This is a genomic window from Streptomyces sp. NPDC030296 (genome assembly GCF_055572815.1).
This window is the reverse complement of record NZ_JBVICQ010000011.1, coordinates 129320-147454: the sequence shown is the minus strand read 5'-3', so window position 1 is coordinate 147454 and position 18135 is coordinate 129320. Positions and strand designations below refer to the sequence as shown.

At 72.2% G+C, this 18135-nt stretch carries 10 protein-coding genes; 4 read left to right on the top strand and 6 right to left on the bottom strand.

The features are described from left to right. Positions 1-10: 10 nt before the first annotated feature. Positions 11-3544: a transcription-repair coupling factor gene (gene mfd / locus ACZ4Z3_RS29780; protein ID WP_468503922.1), complete on the bottom strand. Its 3534-nt coding sequence runs from the start codon at positions 3542-3544 to the stop codon at positions 11-13. A 437-nt stretch (positions 3545-3981) separates the two neighbouring features. On the opposite strand from mfd, the gene ACZ4Z3_RS29775 reads away from it, so the two are divergent. Further along, positions 3982-4542: a phospholipase A2 gene (locus tag ACZ4Z3_RS29775; protein ID WP_468503921.1), complete on the top strand. Its 561-nt coding sequence runs from the start codon at positions 3982-3984 to the stop codon at positions 4540-4542. 226 nt (positions 4543-4768) lie between these two features. Here the strand turns inward: ACZ4Z3_RS29775 and ACZ4Z3_RS29770 are convergent, their stop codons facing one another. Both ACZ4Z3_RS29770 and ACZ4Z3_RS29765 read right to left on the bottom strand, forming a co-directional pair. Continuing rightward, a complete protein-coding gene (locus ACZ4Z3_RS29770; RefSeq protein ID WP_468503920.1) occupies positions 4769-7396 on the bottom strand; it encodes an ABC transporter permease in 2628 nt (875 codons plus the stop codon). After that, on the bottom strand, positions 7393-8181 hold the full coding sequence (locus ACZ4Z3_RS29765) for an ABC transporter ATP-binding protein (RefSeq protein ID WP_468503919.1): 789 nt from the start codon (positions 8179-8181) through the stop codon (positions 7393-7395). The genes ACZ4Z3_RS29770 and ACZ4Z3_RS29765 overlap by 4 nt, the downstream gene beginning before the upstream one ends. Positions 8182-8602: 421 nt before the next feature. On the opposite strand from ACZ4Z3_RS29765, the gene ACZ4Z3_RS29760 reads away from it, so the two are divergent. The 3 genes from ACZ4Z3_RS29760 (at position 8603) to ACZ4Z3_RS29750 (ending at position 12619) form a co-directional block, all read left to right on the top strand. Beyond that, on the top strand, positions 8603-10096 hold the full coding sequence (locus tag ACZ4Z3_RS29760) for an MFS transporter (RefSeq protein WP_468503918.1): 1494 nt from the start codon (positions 8603-8605) through the stop codon (positions 10094-10096). Between the two features lie 220 nt (positions 10097-10316). Then, positions 10317-10940 carry a DUF485 domain-containing protein gene (locus ACZ4Z3_RS29755; protein WP_468503917.1) on the top strand — a complete coding sequence of 208 codons (624 nt, stop codon included), beginning with the start codon at positions 10317-10319 and terminating at the stop codon, positions 10938-10940. An 89-nt stretch (positions 10941-11029) separates the two neighbouring features. Next, positions 11030-12619: a sodium/solute symporter gene (locus ACZ4Z3_RS29750; protein ID WP_468504041.1), complete on the top strand. Its 1590-nt coding sequence runs from the start codon at positions 11030-11032 to the stop codon at positions 12617-12619. A gap of 217 nt (positions 12620-12836) precedes the next feature. On the opposite strand, the gene ACZ4Z3_RS29745 is transcribed toward ACZ4Z3_RS29750, so the two are convergent. From ACZ4Z3_RS29745 to ACZ4Z3_RS29735, 3 genes are all read right to left on the bottom strand, one after another. Continuing rightward, entirely contained in the window at positions 12837-13718 is an 882-nt protein-coding gene (locus ACZ4Z3_RS29745) for a cellulose-binding protein (RefSeq protein ID WP_468503916.1), read from the bottom strand. Positions 13719-13931: 213 nt separating this feature from the next. After that, on the bottom strand, positions 13932-16778 hold the full coding sequence (locus tag ACZ4Z3_RS29740) for an SUKH-4 family immunity protein (protein ID WP_468503915.1): 2847 nt from the start codon (positions 16776-16778) through the stop codon (positions 13932-13934). A 7-nt stretch (positions 16779-16785) separates the two neighbouring features. Next, positions 16786-17787 carry an SMI1/KNR4 family protein gene (locus ACZ4Z3_RS29735; protein ID WP_099970385.1) on the bottom strand — a complete coding sequence of 334 codons (1002 nt, stop codon included), beginning with the start codon at positions 17785-17787 and terminating at the stop codon, positions 16786-16788. Positions 17788-18135 lie beyond the last annotated feature (348 nt).

Genomic DNA, 18135 nt, shown 5'->3' with positions numbered 1-18135 from the left:
CGAAAAACAGCTACGACCCCAGAATCGAAGCCAGGAACTCCCCCGTCCACCCCAGCAACTCCCGCCCGAGCAGCGGCTTGCCGCCGACCTTCGCCGTCTTCGGGCGGGGCACCAGCACCTGGTGGACGGCCGGCTTGATGACCGTGCCCGGGTAGAGCCGCTTCAGGCGCAGCTCCTGCGACTCCCGCAACTCCACCGGCGCGAAGCGGATGTTGTTGCCCTGGAGCACGATCTCGCCGACACCGCAGGCCCGCGCGAGCATCCGCAGCCCGGCCACCAGCAGCAGGTTCTCCACCGGCTCGGGCAGCTTCCCGTAGCGGTCGACGAGTTCCTCGCGTACCGCGGCGATGTCGGCCTCGGTGTTGACGGAGGCGATCGCCCGGTACGCCTGGAGGCGGAGCCGCTCGCCGGGCGCGTAGTCGTGAGGGACGTGCGCGTCGACCGGCAGCTCGATCTTGACCTCCAGCGGCGGCTCCTCCTCGATCTCCCCGGTCTCCAGCTGACGCCGGTAGTCCGCGACCGCCTCGCCGACCATGCGGACGTACAGGTCGAAGCCGACGCCCGCGATGTGGCCGGACTGCTCGCCGCCGAGGAGGTTGCCCGCGCCGCGGATCTCCAGGTCCTTCATCGCCACGTACATGCCCGCGCCCATCTCGGTGTGCTGGGCGATCGTGGCGAGGCGCTCGTGCGCCGTCTCCGTCAGCGGCTTCTCCGGCGGGTACAGGAAGTACGCGTAGCCCCGCTCGCGACCTCGGCCGACGCGGCCGCGCAGCTGGTGGAGCTGGGACAGGCCGAAGGTGTCGCCGCGCTCCACGATCAGGGTGTTGGCGTTGGAGATGTCGATGCCTGACTCCACGATCGTCGTGGAGACGAGCACGTCGAACTTCTTCTCCCAGAAGTCGACGACCACCTGTTCCAGGGCCTGTTCCGACATCTGGCCGTGGGCGGTGGCGATGCGTGCCTCGGGGACGATGTCGCGCAGCCGGGCGGCCGCGCGGTCGATCGACTCGACCCGGTTGTGAATGTAGAAGACCTGGCCCTCGCGCAGGAGTTCACGGCGGATGGCCGCGCCGATCTGCTTCTCCTCGTACGGGCCGACGAAGGTCAGGACGGGGTGGCGTTCCTCGGGCGGGGTGGTGATCGTGGACATCTCCCGGATGCCGGTGACCGCCATCTCCAGGGTTCGCGGGATCGGCGTCGCGGACATCGTCAGGACGTCGACGTTGGCGCGTAGCTTCTTCAGCTGTTCCTTGTGCTCGACGCCGAAGCGCTGCTCCTCGTCGACGATGACGAGCCCGAGGTCCTTGAACTTGGTCTCGGAGGAGAACAGGCGGTGGGTGCCGATGACGATGTCGACCGAGCCCTCGCGCAGGCCCTCCAGGGTGGCCTTGGCCTCGGTGTCCGTCTGGAAGCGGGACAGGGCCTTGACGCTGACCGGGAACTGCGAGTACCGCTCGCTGAACGTGCCGAAGTGCTGCTGCACCAGGAGCGTCGTGGGGACGAGCACCGCCACCTGCTTGCCGTCCTGGACGGCCTTGAACGCGGCGCGGACCGCGATCTCCGTCTTGCCGTAGCCCACGTCGCCGCAGATCAGGCGGTCCATCGGGACCGTCTTCTCCATGTCCTCCTTGACCTCGGCGATCGTGGTCAGCTGGTCGGGCGTCTCCGCGTACGGGAAGGCGTCCTCCAGTTCCCGCTGCCAGGGGGTGTCCGGGCCGAAGGAGTGGCCGGGCGCGGCCATGCGGGCGCTGTACAGCTTGATCAGGTCGGCGGCGATCTCCTTGACCGCCTTCTTGGCGCGCGCCTTGGTCTTCGTCCAGTCGGCGCCGCCGAGGCGGTGCAGCGTGGGTGCCTCGCCGCCGACGTACTTGGTGATCTGTTCCAGCTGGTCGGTGGGGATGTAGAGGCGGTCACCGGGCTGGCCGCGCTTCGCGGGGGCGTACTCGACGACGAGGTACTCGCGGGTCGCGCCCTGCACGGTCCGCTGGACCATCTCGATGTAGCGGCCGACGCCGTGCTGCTCGTGCACGATGTAGTCGCCCGATTCGAGGGTCAGCGGGTCGATGGTCTTGCGACGGCGGGCGGGCATGCGGGCGCCGTCCTTGCCGGCCGCCTTCTGCCCGGACAGGTCGGTCTCGGTGAGGACGGCGAGCTTCAGGGACGGGGCGATGAAGCCGTAGTCGATCGAGCCGCACGCCACGTGCACCACCGACGGGGCGATCTCCCCGAGATCGGCTTCCAGGCGGGCGGCGATGCCCTCGCCGCCGAGGACCTCGACCGTGCGGGAGGCGGGGCCGTGGCCCTCGGTCACGAAGACCGTGCGCCAGCCGTCGGCGAGCCAGCCCTTGGTGTCGGCGAGCGCCTTCGCGGTGTCGCCGCGGTAGGTCTCGGGGGCCTGCATGCCGAGCTTGAGGGTGTCCCCGTCCAGCTCCTCGTCGGCGGCGAACGGCGACACCGACCACCACATCATGTCCAGCTCACGGGCACGGTCGCGGACGTCCGCGATGGACCACAGAGAGGCCGCGCCGACGTCGATCGGGGCCTCGCCGCCGCCGGCCGTGGCCGCCCACGACGCCTGGAGGAACTCCTGCGAGGTGGCCACCAGGTCCGCGGCGCGCGTGCGCACCCGCTCCGGGTCGCAGACGACCGCCATCGCGCCCTTCGGCAGGACGTCGATCAGCAACTCCATGTCGTCGACGAGGACCGGGGCGAGGGATTCCATGCCCTCGACGGCGATGCCCTCGGCGATCTTGCCCAGGAGTTCACCCAGCTCGGGGTGGCGCTCGGCCAGGGCGCGGGCGCGCCCCCGCACGTCGTCCGTGAGGAGGAGCTCACGGCAGGGCGGGGCCCACAGTCCGTGCTCGGCGACTTCCAGGGAGCGCTGGTCGGCGACCTTGAAGTACCGGATCTCCTCGATGTCGTCGCCCCAGAACTCCACCCGGAGGGGGTGCTCCTCGGTCGGCGGGAAGACGTCGAGGATGCCCCCGCGCACGGCGAACTCGCCGCGCTTCTCCACCAGCTCCACGCGGGAGTACGCGGCCGCCGCGAGCGCCTCGACCGTGCGGTTCAGGTCGGCGCTCTCGCCGCTGCGCAGGGAGACGGGCTCCAGGTCGCCGAGGCCCTTGACCTGCGGCTGGAGGACGGACCGCACGGGGGCGACAACGACCTGGACCGGGCCGGTCTCCGGGTCGTCGGGGCGCGGGTGGGTCAGCCGGCGCAGGACGGCGAGGCGGCGGCCGACGGTGTCGCTGCGGGGGCTGAGGCGCTCGTGGGGGAGGGTCTCCCAGGCCGGGTACTCGACGACGCCCTCCGGGGGGAGGAGGGAGCGCAGGGCGGCCGCCAGGTCCTCGGCCTCGCGGCCGGTGGCCGTCACGGCGAGTACGGGGCGGCCCGCGTCCCTCGCGAGGGCCGCGACGGCGAAGGGTCGGGCCGCCGGGGGGCCGACCAGGTCGACGTGGGTGCGGTGGCCGTCGGCCGCGGCCCTGATCGCTTCCGCGAGGGGGGCGTCCTTGACTACGGCGTCAAGCAGACCGTGGAGGCTCATGAAGGGCGTTTCCCGTCCGGGGGTCAGGCTGCGGCTGGGGTACAGCGGGGGCAACACGAGCGCCCGACCTCATGGGAGGGGCCGGGGGTGTCCAGGGTACGACGGGTGGTGGGGGTGGTGCGGAGCCTGTGGACAACCGTGGGAGGCCTTGTCAGGGGGCCCGTGTGTTCGCCCGGGGCTGCGGGCCGTCGTGGTCGCTCGCGCAGTTCCCCGCGCCCCTCAGGGCACCGCGCCCCTGGGGGCACCGCTCCTTTCAGTGCTGCTGCCGGCCTCGTCCGGGTGACCCCGCCCCCCGACTCCCTATCCCATTCCACGGGAATACGGAACACCTTCTTCAATTCCGCGCACTGCACCAAGGGACAATTGGCGCCCTTCCCCGGACATGGCACCGTGACGATCGCTTCCCGAGCAACAGCCGACCAGAAACGGGGAAAACCATGACCACGTTACGCAGAGTAATTCCCGGCGCGACCCTTTCGGCGGTTCTTCTGCTGACCGGCGCCGCACCCGCCCTCGCCGATGGTCCCGCCGCGGCGGACGGTGGGGCTTCCAGGCAGGCGGCCGCCGACGTCACCAAGGCGCAGAAGCTGTCGAAGCTGAGCACCCTGACGGCGAACTCGTCCGGCTCCCAGACCAAGTGGTTCACGGCGCTCGGGCAGCACAGGCAGCACAAGCCGGCGATCACGAAGTACAAGTTCAACTGGAGCACCAACTACTGCAATTCGTCACCGGAGAAGATCTGGGGCGGGTACGACTTCTCGTTCGCCTGTTACCGGCACGACTTCGGATACCGCAACTACAAGACGATCGCGGGCCAGGCCACATTCAAGCGGTCCCACAAACTCCGCATCGACAAGGCATTCCTGGGCGACATGAACCGTGCCTGCGGACAGAAGTTCTGGGCCGACCCGCTGACCCCGCCCATCCGCAGGCAGGCCAAGGCCGCCTGCCTGAAGACGGCGAAGAAGTACTACCAGGCCGTCCGCGCCGCCGGCTGACGTCGCCCCCGCCCGCCCCCGCCGGCCCGCGCGGGACCATGCGGCACGCCGCCGCGGGGCCAGGCAGCACACCGCCGCGGGACCAGGCGGCGCGAGAACGGCGGGGCGTGGAGATCATTCCCCACGCCCCGCCGTCCCCGGTCTTCACAGCCCCTCGGGCGGGACCCCCGTACCGGTCCGAGGGGCCGGTCCTCCTAGCCCGTCCCCGGTCCTTCCCCCGCCGGCATCAGTCCGTCGCGATCGCGTTGAGGACGTTCATCCGTCCCGCCCTGAACGCCGGGACGAGGGCGGCGAACAGGCCCACGAACGCCGAGCCGATGAAGACTCCGATGATGGTCGGCCACGGGATGTCCAGGACCTCCAGGCCCTCCAGGGCGAGGAGCCGCTGGGCGGTGGCGCCCCAGCCCATCCCCAGGCCCAGGCCCAGCAGCGCGCCGAACAGGGCGATCACCACGGACTCCAGGCGGATCATGCGGCGCAGCTGGCGGCGGGAGAGGCCGATGGCCCGCATGAGGCCGATCTCCCTGGTGCGTTCGACCACCGACAGGGCGAGGGTGTTCACGACACCGAGGATCGCGACGACGATCGCCAGGGCCAGCAGGCCGTACACCATGTTGAGCAGCTGACCGACCTGATCCTGCAGGGCCTGCTTGTAGTCGGTCTGGTCCCTGACCTCGACCGTGGGGTCCTTGGCGACGGCCGTCTTCAGCGCGGCGTACGCCTGGTCCTTGCTGCCCTCGTCCGCCTTGGCGAGCAGGGCCGTGTCCAGCGGCACCCGCTCGGCCGGGACATAGCGTTCGACGGTCGTGAGGTTGGTGTACATCGCGCCCTGGTCGAGACCCGTGTCGTCGGAGGTGATGGCCGCGAGCCGCAGCTTCGCGGTGCGGCCCCCGTCGAAGGCCACGGTCAGGGTGTCGCCGACCTTCACGCCCGCCTTCTCGGCGAACTCGGAGCCGACGGACATCGCGTCGGTGCCGTACGCGGCCGCGAGGTCACCGGAGACGGTCTCCCGACGCAGGTCGTCGGCGTAGGTGGCCTCGGCGGCGAGCAGCTGCCCCGACTCGGAGGTGCCGTCGGGCGCGGTCACCCTGGCCGGTGTCTCCTTCATCCGGGTGACGTGGCCGAGGCCCTCGACCCCTTCGACCGCCTTGACGGTGGCGGGGTTGAGGGGCTTGCCGCCGTTGCCCGCGGTGATGATGAAGTCGGCGCCGACCGACTTGTCGAGCTCGGCGGTGGCGGAGGTCACCATGGAGGAGCCGACCACGGAGAGGCAGGCGACCAGGGCCAGGCCGATCATGAGGGCCGCGCCGGTGGCGCCGGTACGGCGGGGGTTGCGCAGGGCGTTGCGCTCGGCCATCCGGCCGACGGGGCCGAAGGCCCGCAGCAGCACGGCGCTGAGCACCCGCACGACACCGCCCGCGAGGAGCGGGCCGATCACGACGAAGCCGATGAGGCTGAGGACGATGCCCACGCCGAGGATCAGCGAGCCCTGCTTCGCCTGGTCGGCGGTGGCCGCCAGGTAGAGCGCGAAGGCACCGGCGCCGGTGAGCACCAGGCCGACCAGGCCCCGTAGGAGTCCGGCCTTGCCGTCCGCCGGGGTGCCGGCGTCGCGCAGCGCGGCCATCGGGGAGACCTTACCCGCGCGGCGGGCGGGCAGATAGGACGCGAGGACGGTGACCACGATGCCCAGCAGCATGCCGATGGCGGGGGTCGTCCACCGCACCGTCAGGTCGCGGGTGGACAGTTCCATGCCGACGGCCGACATGAGCTTCATCAGCCCGACCGCGAGGCCGACGCCCGCGCCGACACCGATCAGTGAGCCGAGGACGCCGAGCAGCGTCGCCTCGACGAGCACCGACCGGTTGACCTGTCCGCGGGAGGATCCGACGGCCCGCATCAGACCGATCTCGCGGGTGCGCTGGGCGACCAGCATCGAGAACGTGTTGATGATCAGGAAGACCCCGACGAGGAACGCGATCCCGGCGAAGCCGAGCATCCCGTACTTGATGACGTTCATGAACTCGTCGACGTCGCTGCGGTTGGCGTCCGCGGTCTCCTGCTGCGTACGGACCTTGTACGACGTCCCCCGGGCGCCCTTCGCGCCCTGCTCGCCCTGTCCGTCCCGGGCCTTGAGGGCCGCCAGGGCCGAGCTGACGTTCCGCTTCAGCCGGGTGTCGCTGACGCCCGCCTCGGCGGTGACGTTGACCTGGGTGAACCGGCCGGTGGCGCCGAGGAGTCCGCGCTGGGCGGTGGCGGTGTCGAAGAAGACGACGGCTGCACCGGGGTTGGTCACCTTGAACGAGGCGATGCCGACGATCCGCGCGGTGATGTCCCCGCTGACGGTGATGGTGCGCAGCTCGTCACCGAGCTTCAGGCCGTGCTTGTCGGCGGTGTCGGCGTCGACCATCACCTGGGTCGGGCCGCGCGGGGCGTGCCCGGAGGTGATCTCCATGGAACGGAGGTCGTTCTTCGTCCAGTTGCCCGCGATGGTGGGGGCTCCGGTGGAGGACCCCATGTTCTTGTTGTCGCGGTCGACGACGGTCACGTCCATCGAGGAGACGGCGCCCTCCGCCGACCTGGCGCCCTCGACCGCGGCCACCTCCTTCACCAGGGAGGCGGGCAGGGAGTCGGGGCGGCCGGTCCGGGACACCTCGTCGGGCTCACCTCCGGCCGCGGAGACCGTGACGTCGGAGGAGGTGGCCGCGAACAGCTTGTCGAAGGTGGTGCCCATGGTGTCGGTGAAGACGAGGGTGCCCGTCACGAACGCCACCGACAGCATGACCGCGACGGCCGACAGCGCCATCCGTCCCTTGTGCGCGAAGAAGTTGCGCATCGATGTCCTCATCACGCTCATGACGTGCGCCCCCGGGCGTCGAAGTCCTTCATGCGGTCCAGGACCTGGTCGGCCGTCGGCTGGTGCATCTCGTCGACGATGCGCCCGTCCGCCAGGTACAGCACGCGGTCGGCGTAGGAGGCGGCCACCGGGTCATGGGTGACCATGACGATGGTCTGGCCCAGTTCGTCGACGGATCGCCGCAGGAAGCCCAGCACCTCGGCGCCGGCCCGCGAGTCGAGGTTGCCGGTCGGCTCGTCCCCGAAGATGATCTCGGGGCGCGCGGCCAGGGCCCGGGCCACGGCGACGCGCTGCTGCTGGCCGCCGGAGAGCTGGGTCGGCCGGTGCTTCAGCCGCTGGGCGAGCCCGACGGTCTCCACGACCCGGCCGAGCCACTCCTTGTCGGGCTTGCGCCCGGCGATGTCCATGGGGAGCGTGATGTTCTCGAGGGCGTTCAGCGTGGGCAGCAGGTTGAACGCCTGGAAGATGAACCCGATCCGGTCCCGGCGCAGCTGCGTGAGCTTCTTGTCCTTCAGGCCGGTGATCTCGGTGTCGTCGATGTGGATCTGACCGCTCGTCACGGTGTCGAGTCCGGCGAGGCAGTGCATGAGCGTGGACTTGCCGGACCCCGAGGGCCCCATGATCGCGGTGAACTGACCCCGCGCGATGTCCACGTCCACATGGTCGAGGGCGACGACACGGGTCTCGCCGGACCCGTACGCCTTCACGACCTGCCGCGCCCGCGCGGCAACGGCCGTACGCCCTCCAGTGCCCCCGTGCCTGGTGATGGTCACAGCCGATGTCACGGTATGTCTCCTAAGTCGGTCAGCAGATGGTGCTGTTGGTCAGCGGTGGTGCTGTCGCTCGGTGGTGCCTTGAGTCTGGTGGCCCAGGGGTGTCCCGCGCGCTGGTGCTCGGCGCAGTCTTCTGCTGGGGAAAACCCCACCCCCGCGGGTCCGGTCCCCACCCCCCGTGGGCCCCGGTGCACCGCCCCCCAGCGGCGTAAAGCCAGGTTAAGGACGGGTACCGTCCCGTCTCTTCCTCCGGCGGTACGAACCCGCCCCTGGCCGGAGTACGGAGATACCCCTAAGGGACCTCCATCGAGGGGTGGAGCCGGTCTCAGGGTTCGACTCCACCTTCCGGCGCACTCAGGCTGCACCCTGCCGTGGCGTGAGGGACAAGTGGCATGGTGGTCCCCGGCAGATAGATGCAGGGGGAAGGAATCCGGTGGGCGACACGCGACCCGCGCTCCGCGACACGGCACAGCACACCGGATCCGGCAGACGAGGAGCGGTCACCGCCGCGCTCATGCTGGCCATGGGCCTGGCCGCGCTGGACTCCACGATCGTCTCGACCGCCGTCCCGCAGATCGTCGCCGACCTCGGCGGCTTCTCCGTCTTCTCCTGGCTGTTCTCGGGCTACCTCCTCGCCGTCACCGTCACCCTCCCCCTCTACGGCAAGCTCTCCGACACCTTCGGCCGCAAGCCGGTGCTGATCGCCGGCGCCGCCCTGTTCCTGCTGGGCTCACTGCTGTGCGCGCTGGCCTGGAACATGGGCGCGCTGATCGCCTTCCGGATCGTCCAGGGCCTGGGCGGCGGGGCACTGCAGGGCACGGTGCAGACGCTGGCGGCCGACCTCTACCCCCTGGAGGAGCGCCCCAAGATCCAGTCCAAGCTGTCCACGGTGTGGGCGGTGTCCGCGGTGGCCGGCCCCGGAGTGGGCGGGGTCCTCGCCGCCTACGCGGACTGGCGCTGGATCTTCCTGATCAACCTCCCGCTCGGCGCGGCGGCCCTGTGGCTCCTGGTCCGGCATCTGCACGAGCCGGTCCGGGAGCGGACCGCGCGGCCCCGGGTCGACTGGGCCGGCGCCCTGACGATCTTCGCCTGCGGGGGCGCCCTCCTGACGGCGCTGGTGCAGGGCGGAGTGGCCTGGGCCTGGCTGTCCTGGCCCTCCCTGACCCTGCTGGGCACGGGGGTCGCTCTCGTCGTGGCACTGGTCCTGATCGAACGCCGCGCCGCGGAACCGGTCATCCCCGGCTGGGTGTGGCGCCGCCGCACGATCGCGGCCGTGAACCTGGCGCTGGCCGCGCTGGGCCTGCTGATGGTGGCGCCGACGGTGTTCCTGGCGACCTACGCCCAGTCCGTCCTGGGCCTGGCCCCGGTGGCCGCCGGCTTCGTCGTCTCCGTCTGGACGCTGAGCTGGCCGTTGTCGGCGGCCCTGAGCCAGCACGTCTACCGGCGCATCGGCTTCCGGGACACGGCGATCCTGGGCATCACGGCGGCGGCACTGCTGCTGTTCGCGTTCCCTCTCCTCCCCTACCCGGGCGAGGCCTGGCAGCCGACCCTGCTGATGCTGCTGCTGGGCGCCGCGCTGGGCCTGTTCCAGCTCCCCCTGATCGTGGGCGTGCAGTCGACGGTGGGCTGGGAGGAGCGGGGCACGGCGACGGCGTCGATCCTCTTCTGCCGCCAGACGGGCCAGACCCTGGGCGCGGCGGTCTTCGGCGCGGTCGCGAACGGTGTGCTGGCCTCCCGCCTGGGTGGCGCGGGCGACCTCGACGCGGTCACCCACGGCCTGGACGCGGGCACGACGGCGGAGCCGGTCCGCCGCGCGGTCGCGCAGGCGGTCCACGCGGTGTACCTGGGAGCGGCGTGCGCGGCGACGGTCGCGCTGCTGGTGCTGCTGGTGGTGGCGCCGCGCAGGTTCCCGGTCCTGAAGGACTGAACAGCGCGGCTCGGCAGCGGCACGGCAGAGGGACTAAAAAAACCTGAGTTAATCCGGGTAACACCCCAGGTCAGTGCGGTTTCCAAGAAGAAAGCGCATACCGACCGCTCAGTTTGCGGAAACTGTCGCGCGGTACCGAACCCACGGGTAGCGTTCACGCCCGCCCCCCGCTCCCTGCGGTCCGCAGGCACCGGACCAGAGCCACGCAAGGAGACAAGGGATGACCGACCCGTTCTCGTCACCCCCGCACCGACCCCCCTACCGCCCACCGCACCCCCCCTCACATCCGCAGCAACCCTCCCCCGCGTACGGCGGACCGCAGTCCTCACCCACGTACGCGCCGCAGTCCTCGCCCTCTTACGCGTCGCATTCCTCGCCCACGTACGCGACGGGGTACCCGTCCGCGTTCGAGCCGTCCGTCGCGCCGCCGCTCCCCGACGAGCCCGACGACCCCCTCGTGCACCACCACAGCGACCTCCGTCTGCTCCGCAGCGCCTACCGGTGGCAGCGGCGGGTGGCGACGCTGACCGCGCTGGGCTACTTCCTGCTGTTCCTGATGCTCTCGGCGTTCGCCCCGTCGTTCATGACGGGCACGGTCAGCGGCGGGCTGTCGACGGGGCTGCTGCTCGGGCTGCTCCAGGTGCCGGTGACCTGCCTGGCGATCTGGCTGTACGAACGCACCGCGCGCCGCCGCGTGGACCCGCTCGCGGACCGGATACGCCGGCTCGCGGAGGCCGAGACGCGCCGGGACGCCAAGCGCGAGGCGGACCGCACCCGCCGCAGCACGGACCGCACCCCCCGACGGGGCACCAACCAGAACTCCTCGTGGGGGCCCGCCCGATGATCACCACCGCCGTCTCCCTCACCACCGCCCCCTCCTCCCTCCCCACCGCCGCCGGTGTCCTCACCGAGTTCAGCGGGTCGGCGCAGGCCATGTCGCTCGTGGGGTTCACCGCGGTCGCGACGGTCACGCTGCTGCTGTGCGTGATGACCGGGCCCGACCGGGACGACCTCGACGAGTTCTACACCGGCTACAGCTCGCTCTCCCCCATGCGCAACGGCCTGGCGATCGCCGGCGACTACATCTCCGCGGCGACGGTCCTCGGCACCGGCGGGGTGATCGCCCTCTTCGGCTACGACGGTGTCGTCCTCGCCCTCAGCACGGCCCTGTCCCTGATGCTGCTGATGTTCCTGCTGGCCGAACCCCTGCGCAACGCGGGCCGGTTCACGATGGGCGACGCGCTGGCCCGGCGGATGCCCGGCCGGATCGTGCGCATCACGGCGTGCGTCGTGACGCTCGCGGCGCTGATGCCGATGATGCTGGTGCAGCTGGCCGGCACCGGTGACCTGCTGGCGTTCATCCTCGGCTTCTCCAACGACAGCCTGAAGACCGGTGTCGTGGTGATCGTCGGCGCGCTGATGATCGGCTACGCGGCGATCGGCGGGATGAAGGGCACCGCCCTCATCCAGATCATCAAGATCGTGATGCTGCTCGGCTCCGGCGGCGTCATCGCCGTACTGATCCTGAACAGGTTCGACTGGGACCCCGGCCTGCTGCTGGGCGCCGCGGCGGCGAAGAGCGGTGTCGGTACCGGCTACCTCCACTCGGGGCTCCAGTTCTCGGGCGGCCCGTACCCGGAACTCGACATGATCAGCGCCCAGCTGACCGTCGTCCTCGGCGGCGCCTGCCTGCCCCACGTCACCATGCGCATGTACACCGCGCGCAGCGCCCGTCAGGTCCGCCGCTCTCTGTCGTGGGCGGTGCCGTCGGTCGCCCTGTTCGTGCTGATCATCTCGGTGGTCGGCTTCGGCGCGACGGCCCTGATCGGCCGCGAGGTCATCGCGGCGGCCGACGCCCAGGGCAACACGGCGTATCTGCTGGGTTCGATGGCGGCGTTCGGCACGGAGGTGTCCACGGCGGAGACGCTGCTGTTCACCACGGTCGCCACGGCGGTCTTCCTGACGCTGCTCGCCTCGGTCGCCGGCATGATCCTCGCCTGCGCCAACTCCCTGGCCCACGACGTCTTCGCGGCCGTCGCGTCCGAGCCCCTCACGCCCCGCCGCGAGATGACCATCGCCCGGCTCTCCGCGGGCGCCGTCGGTGTCACCGCGATCGTCCTCGCCACACTGGTCCAGAACCGCAGCCTGCAGCCGCTGGTCACCCTCTCGTTCTGCCTGGGCGCCTCGGCGATCGCCCCCGCGCTGGTGTACGGCCTCTTCTGGCGCCGCTACACCCGTACGGGCCTGATGTGCACGCTCATCGGCGGCTCGCTCGCCGTCCTGGTCCTGATGACCGGCACCAACCTCGTGTCCGGTTCCCCGTTCGCCGCGTTCCCGCGCGCCGACTTCAACTGGTTCCCGTTCACCACGACGGGCCTGGTCTCCATCCCGCTGGGCTTCGCGTGCGGCTGGCTGGGCACGGTGTGGTCCGGCCGCGGCAGGGCGGAGGAACAGCGCAGGCAGTACGAGGCGGTGGAGGGCTGGATCCTCGCGGGAGCGGTGAGGAGCGGCCCCGAAAGCTGAGCCCGCCGAGTGCCACCGGCCGAGGCCGGCCCCTGGCCGTGCTGAGCGCCCGACGGGGATTGCCCCCGGCCGGGAACTGGCCCCACAACCGCGATCGCCCCCGGCCGGGAACAAGCACGTGAAACGGGGTCGGCCCCCGGCCGGGGCAGCCCTCAGTCCCGGCCGGCATCGGCCCTCGGCCCACGACCCTCAGCCCAGCGCCCCTCAGTCCCGGCCCTCAGTCCGTGAGGGCCGACAGGCTGTCGCGGACGTAGTCCATCTGTACCTTCAGTCCCTCTCCGCGCTCGGCGTGCTCGCGCAGGACCCGCTCGGTGTCCCGTGCGACGCGCTCCTCCCGGACCCGAGCCTCCGCGATCACCTCGGCGGCACGGGCCTCCGCCTGCGTCTGCAACTGCGCCGCCTGCCGCTCCGCCTCGGCGAGAGTCTGCTCCGCCTCGACGACCGCGGCCTCCGCGCGGGCGACCCGCTCCGCGTGGCGCGCGTCGAACACGGCCTCGCGCTCGGCGACCGCCCGCTCGATGTCGGCCACCCGCTCGGCGAACTCCTTGTCGATCTCCGTGAGCATCCCCTCGGTGCGCTCCCGCACCTCCCGCAGCGCGGCCAGCGCCTCGGTCCGCCCCTCCTTCACGGACAGCCGCGCGGCGATCCGCAGATCGTCGGCCTGCGCCCGCGCCGAGAGCACCCGCTGCCGGGCCCGCTCGTCCGCCTCGCCACGCACCTGGTCGGCGTACGCCCGCGACTCCTCCCGCAGCCGCCGCGCGGCCGCCTCGGCCTCCTCGACCAACCGCCGGGCATCGGCACGCCCGCCCTCCCGCAGCGCCGCCGCCTCCTCCACGCACAGGTCGAACAACTGCCGCGCCCGCCCGCCGAGCGCCTCGTACGTCTGCTGGGGCAGCCCGGCGACGGTCTCCCGGAGCCGGGCCAGCTCCGCGCCCATCTCCTTGGCGAGCACGGTCAGCCGGGCCGCCCGCTCCCACGCCGCGTCACGGTCACGCGAGAGAGCCGCCGCGCACGCGTCGACCTGGTCGGGGCGGTAGCCACGCCGTACGACGTCGAACTCGAAGTCGCACCCGTGGGGCGCCGCCGGTGCGCTGCTCATGCTGGAAACCTCTCGCCGGACGCACACGAAATGCCGATGTGGCGCATATCTTGATGGATCCGACAGACGTGTTCACAACACGACACTCCGGGCGAGGGTCCGGGCGGCGGAAGCGGGTCACGCGACACGGCTGACAACGCCGAGGGGCCGGGCCCGGTCGTACGACCGGGCCCGGCCCCTCATGTTCACGCCGCCGACGTCAGCGGCCGCGGCTCACAGCAGGCCGTCCCACATCTGCTCCAGCAGCACCGACCACCAGCTCTCCGGCGAGCCGAGCGCCGCCGGGTCCAGGGCGGCCAGCTGCGCCTGGAAGTCGACGGTCCAGCGGCCCGCCTGCTCCTGGTTCAGCCCGAACCGCAGCCGCCACATCCGGCCCAGCAGCGCCAGGCAGCGCGTGAACTCCGGCAGCCCGGTGTTCACGAACTGCGGCGGTACGGGCGCACCGCCCGGCCCCGCCTCCACCGGCACCGCCACGATGTTCGCCGTGCCGTACTGCACACACAGCGCCTTGCCGAAGTCGCTGCCCATCACCAGGTACGAGCCCGCGTCCGCCGCCGGCCGCACACCCCGCTCCTGCGCCAGCTCCGCCAGCGTCGGCACCGGACGGCCCGGCTGGGCCTGCGCCCAGAAGAACGGGCCCATGTCCACCGGCAGTCCGGCCACCACCAGCGTGTGCGCCACGATCGGCGGCACGCCCTGCCGCGACACCGCCTGCTGGTCGAACCGGAACACCCCCGGCCCGAACGCCGCCGCCAACTCCTGCCCGATCGCCTCCGGCGGGATCGGCGGCGCCGGCTGCACCGGCGGCAACGGCGCACGCACCGGCGCGAGTCGCGCCGGACCGTCCGCGACCTGGTGCAACTCGCCCTGGTGCGCCAGGAGCTGCGCCATGCCCTGCTGCCGGCTCGCGTGGTCCTTGCCGTACGGGGCGATGGACGTGATGCGCGCGTTCGGCCACTGCTCACGGATCATCCGCGCGCAGTAGGCGCCCGGCAGCTCGCACGACTCCAGCTCCGTGTGCAGCTCCAGCACCGCCTCCGGCGGAATGTTCAGCCCGCGCAGCTCGTGGAAGATCTGCCACTCCGGGTGCGGGGTGCCCGGCGCGGAACGCCGGATCACCTGCTGCTCGGAGCCGTCGGGCGCGCGGTACCGCAGGACGGCCTGGTAGCCGGGACCCACGGTCGGCTGCCCCGTCGGCTGCTGCGGATACCCGTACGCCGGCGGACCACCCATCGGCTGCCCGGGGTGACCCGGCTGCCCGGGACGACCAGGGTGACCCGGCTGCCCGGGCATGCCCTGCGGGCCCGGCGGCACACCGGGTGGGCCGGGCGGCTGCGGCATGCCGGGCGCACCGGGACCGCCCACCGCGGGCCCGGCCAGCATCGTCTCGGCGTGATGCACCGGAGCGGGGCCACCGGACGGGGTGCCGGGCTGCCCCGGAGCACCGGGAGCACCCGGCGGCAGCGGAGCCCCCGGACCGCCCACGGCGGGCCCGGCCAGCATCGTCGCCGCATGATGCACCCCACCGGCGGGCGTACCCCCCGGCGGATTCGGCGCCCCAGGAGCACCAGGAGCGCCGGGCGCACCCGGCTGACCCGGAGCACCCGGAACGCCGGGCGGCTGCGGAGCGCCGGGCCCCCCTACGGCGGGCCCGGCCAGCATCGTCGCCGCATGATGCACCCCACCGGCGGGCGTACCCCCCGGCGGATTCGGCGCACCGGGAGCACCAGGCGCACCCGGCTGACCCGGGGGCCCATCCGGGCCGAGGGCGGACACCATCTGCGTCGGCACATACGCGCCGGCCGGAGCGGACGGCGGGGGCGTCGCGCCCGGACGGGCACCCGGCGCACCCGGCAGCCCCGGCGGGGGCGGCGGCGTACCCGGACCACCGCTCCTGCCTCCCCTGCGCGGGGGCGGCGCCGCCTTGCTCGTCGCCGCGTCGGCGATGTCCCCGGCGTGCGGCGCCAACGGACGCCCCGGCGGCGGAGTACCGGGCCCCTGCGGGCCTCCCTGCGGATACCCGTACGACGGGGCGCCGGGCGGCGGAGTCCCCGGACCCTGCGGGCCACCCTGCGGATACCCGTACGACGGCGTACCCGGCGGCGGCGTCGCCGGACCGGCCGGCGGCTGCGGCTGCGGCTGCCCCGACGGGTCCAGCACAGGAGCCACGGCCGTACGCGGGAGCTGGCTGCCACCGGTGATCAGCGCGGTCTTGGCCTCGGGCAGGGCACTGGGCGGCGGGGCGTCGTCCTCGTCGCTCACCTCGGTCAGCTGCGGCGCGAACACCGTGTCCGGCAGCGGCACCGAACGGTCGTCCTCGATCTCGGCGTTGGTGTCCGTACCGGCCCACGGCGTCGCCCCGTCCGGCACACCCGGCACCGCGTCATGCGGCTCGGCGTCCCTCGGCGGCGGCACCGCGTCCCGCACCTCGTCCTCCGCCGACGCGGCCGCCGGCCACGGCGTGGCGTCCGCCGGCACCGGCGCCCCGCCGACCGACGCCGGGGAGGACGGGGAGGGCGGACCCGACGGCCCGGCCAACGTCTCCGGCATCCCACCACCGGCCACGGAGCCCGCCGGACGCGACCCGGCACCGTCCGACCCACCGGCAGCGGCACCAGCACCAGCACCAGCAGCGGAGCCGGCAGCCGAACCGGCACCAGCCCCGGCGCCCGAACGGCGGTCCGGGATGCCCATCCGGTCCGCCGCGTCCTGCAACCACTCCGGCGGAGTCAGCAGGAACGACGTCTGGTTCAGATCCACCCGCGCCGGAGGAGCCGGCGCCTCGGCGGGCGGCACCTCCGTCCGGCCGTACTCCTCCTCGTAACGGCGGATCACCTCACCCACCGGCAGCGACGGCCACAACGTGGCCTCCCCGCTGTCCCGGGCGATCACCAGCCGCTGCGCACCGCCGTCGGACCGCGGACCGTCCGCCCGGTCTTCCGCCCACACCACGAACCCCAGGTCGAACTCCCGCACCCGCACCTCACGGTGCTGATACGCGGGCAGATCACCGTTGATCCACTCCTCGGCGCGCTCCTGCGCCTGAGCGAACGTCACCATCGAGAACTCACTCCCCCACCGAGGACGTTGCGGCGACCGGCACGGCACGGGCGAACCCACCGTCCACCATCAGATTCGCCACCGTCTCCAACTCCGGCGGATTGCCCGCCAACCGGGACAGGAACACGTCGAAGTCCTCACCGGCGGGGAGCAGCAGCCGCTCCACCCGCTCGGCCGGCGGCAAGGACGGATCCACATCACGGGCGTCGTCGTACGCGCAGAACCACACCGACCCGATCCGGTCACCCTTCACCTTCACCGCGACCAGCCCGCCCTGCGCGAACGCCACCGCCAGGTAGTCCTTGGTCAGATGGTCCCGCAGACACTTGTTGACGTACACCAGGTCATTGATCGCCGCCTCGTCCCGCACCGTGAAGAACGGCTGGTCCACCAGCAGCCCCAACTCCGCGTCCAGCGCCGCCCCCACGGGAGCGCAACCGCCCGCCGCCTTCAGGAACGACCGGTACGCGCCCGGCAACCGGTACCCGAGGTCCTCCTCGACCCCCTGCACCTGCGACTCCGTCACCGCCACCGCCGACGACTTCGGCAACCCGAAGTGCGCCGGCCGCGTCTCCTGCAACGGCCGCGTGCCCCGCTTGCCCTGGTCGACCCGCGCCGTCGCGATACCCCCGTGGTGCCGCAGCAGCGCCTTCACCTCGACCGGCACCAACTCCAGCCGCCGACTGCCCACCACGTGATGCCACGTCCAGCCGTGCGGCGTCGCCACCGGCGGAATCGTGTCCCACAACGCGTGCCCCGACGCCGCCAGCGCCGCGTTCGCCGACACGTAGTCCGTCAACCGCAGCTCGTCCACCCCGAACCCCTCCGGGGGATCGGCGATCTCCGCCGCGGCACGCGCGTAGGGCGAGAAATCCGGATAGCCGTGCGCGTCCACACGGACACCCCTCGGATGACGCGCGGCCCGGACCGGGTCCGGAAACTGCACGACCTGCCCGGCGTAGGCCGCGTTCGGCGGCGCGGCTTGCTGCCCGAGCCGACCTGTCGTCATGGCGGTAGCCCCCTGCGGCGTTCTCGACCTGTTCTGGTACTGGCTGACTGTGCTGGCTGACTGGTCATGGCGTCTGTACGGACTGACCACTGGCAGTGAAAAAAGGCCCGTCAAAGGCCCCTTCACACTCCCCGACCCGCCCCGGACCCGCACTCGAACGCGGGACCCGCACGGATCGCGGTTGTCGACAGCCTATGCGGTACGGCGACCCCGGTCACCGGCCCTCCGCTTCCGTGACCAGCCGTCACACCACCCTCACCGTGTGCCGAAGCCCGGGCGTGTCGCACCGCCCCAGCTTCCACACCGGCCACGCCGTTTGGCACTCTGTGTCCGCTGACGGGGGATGCG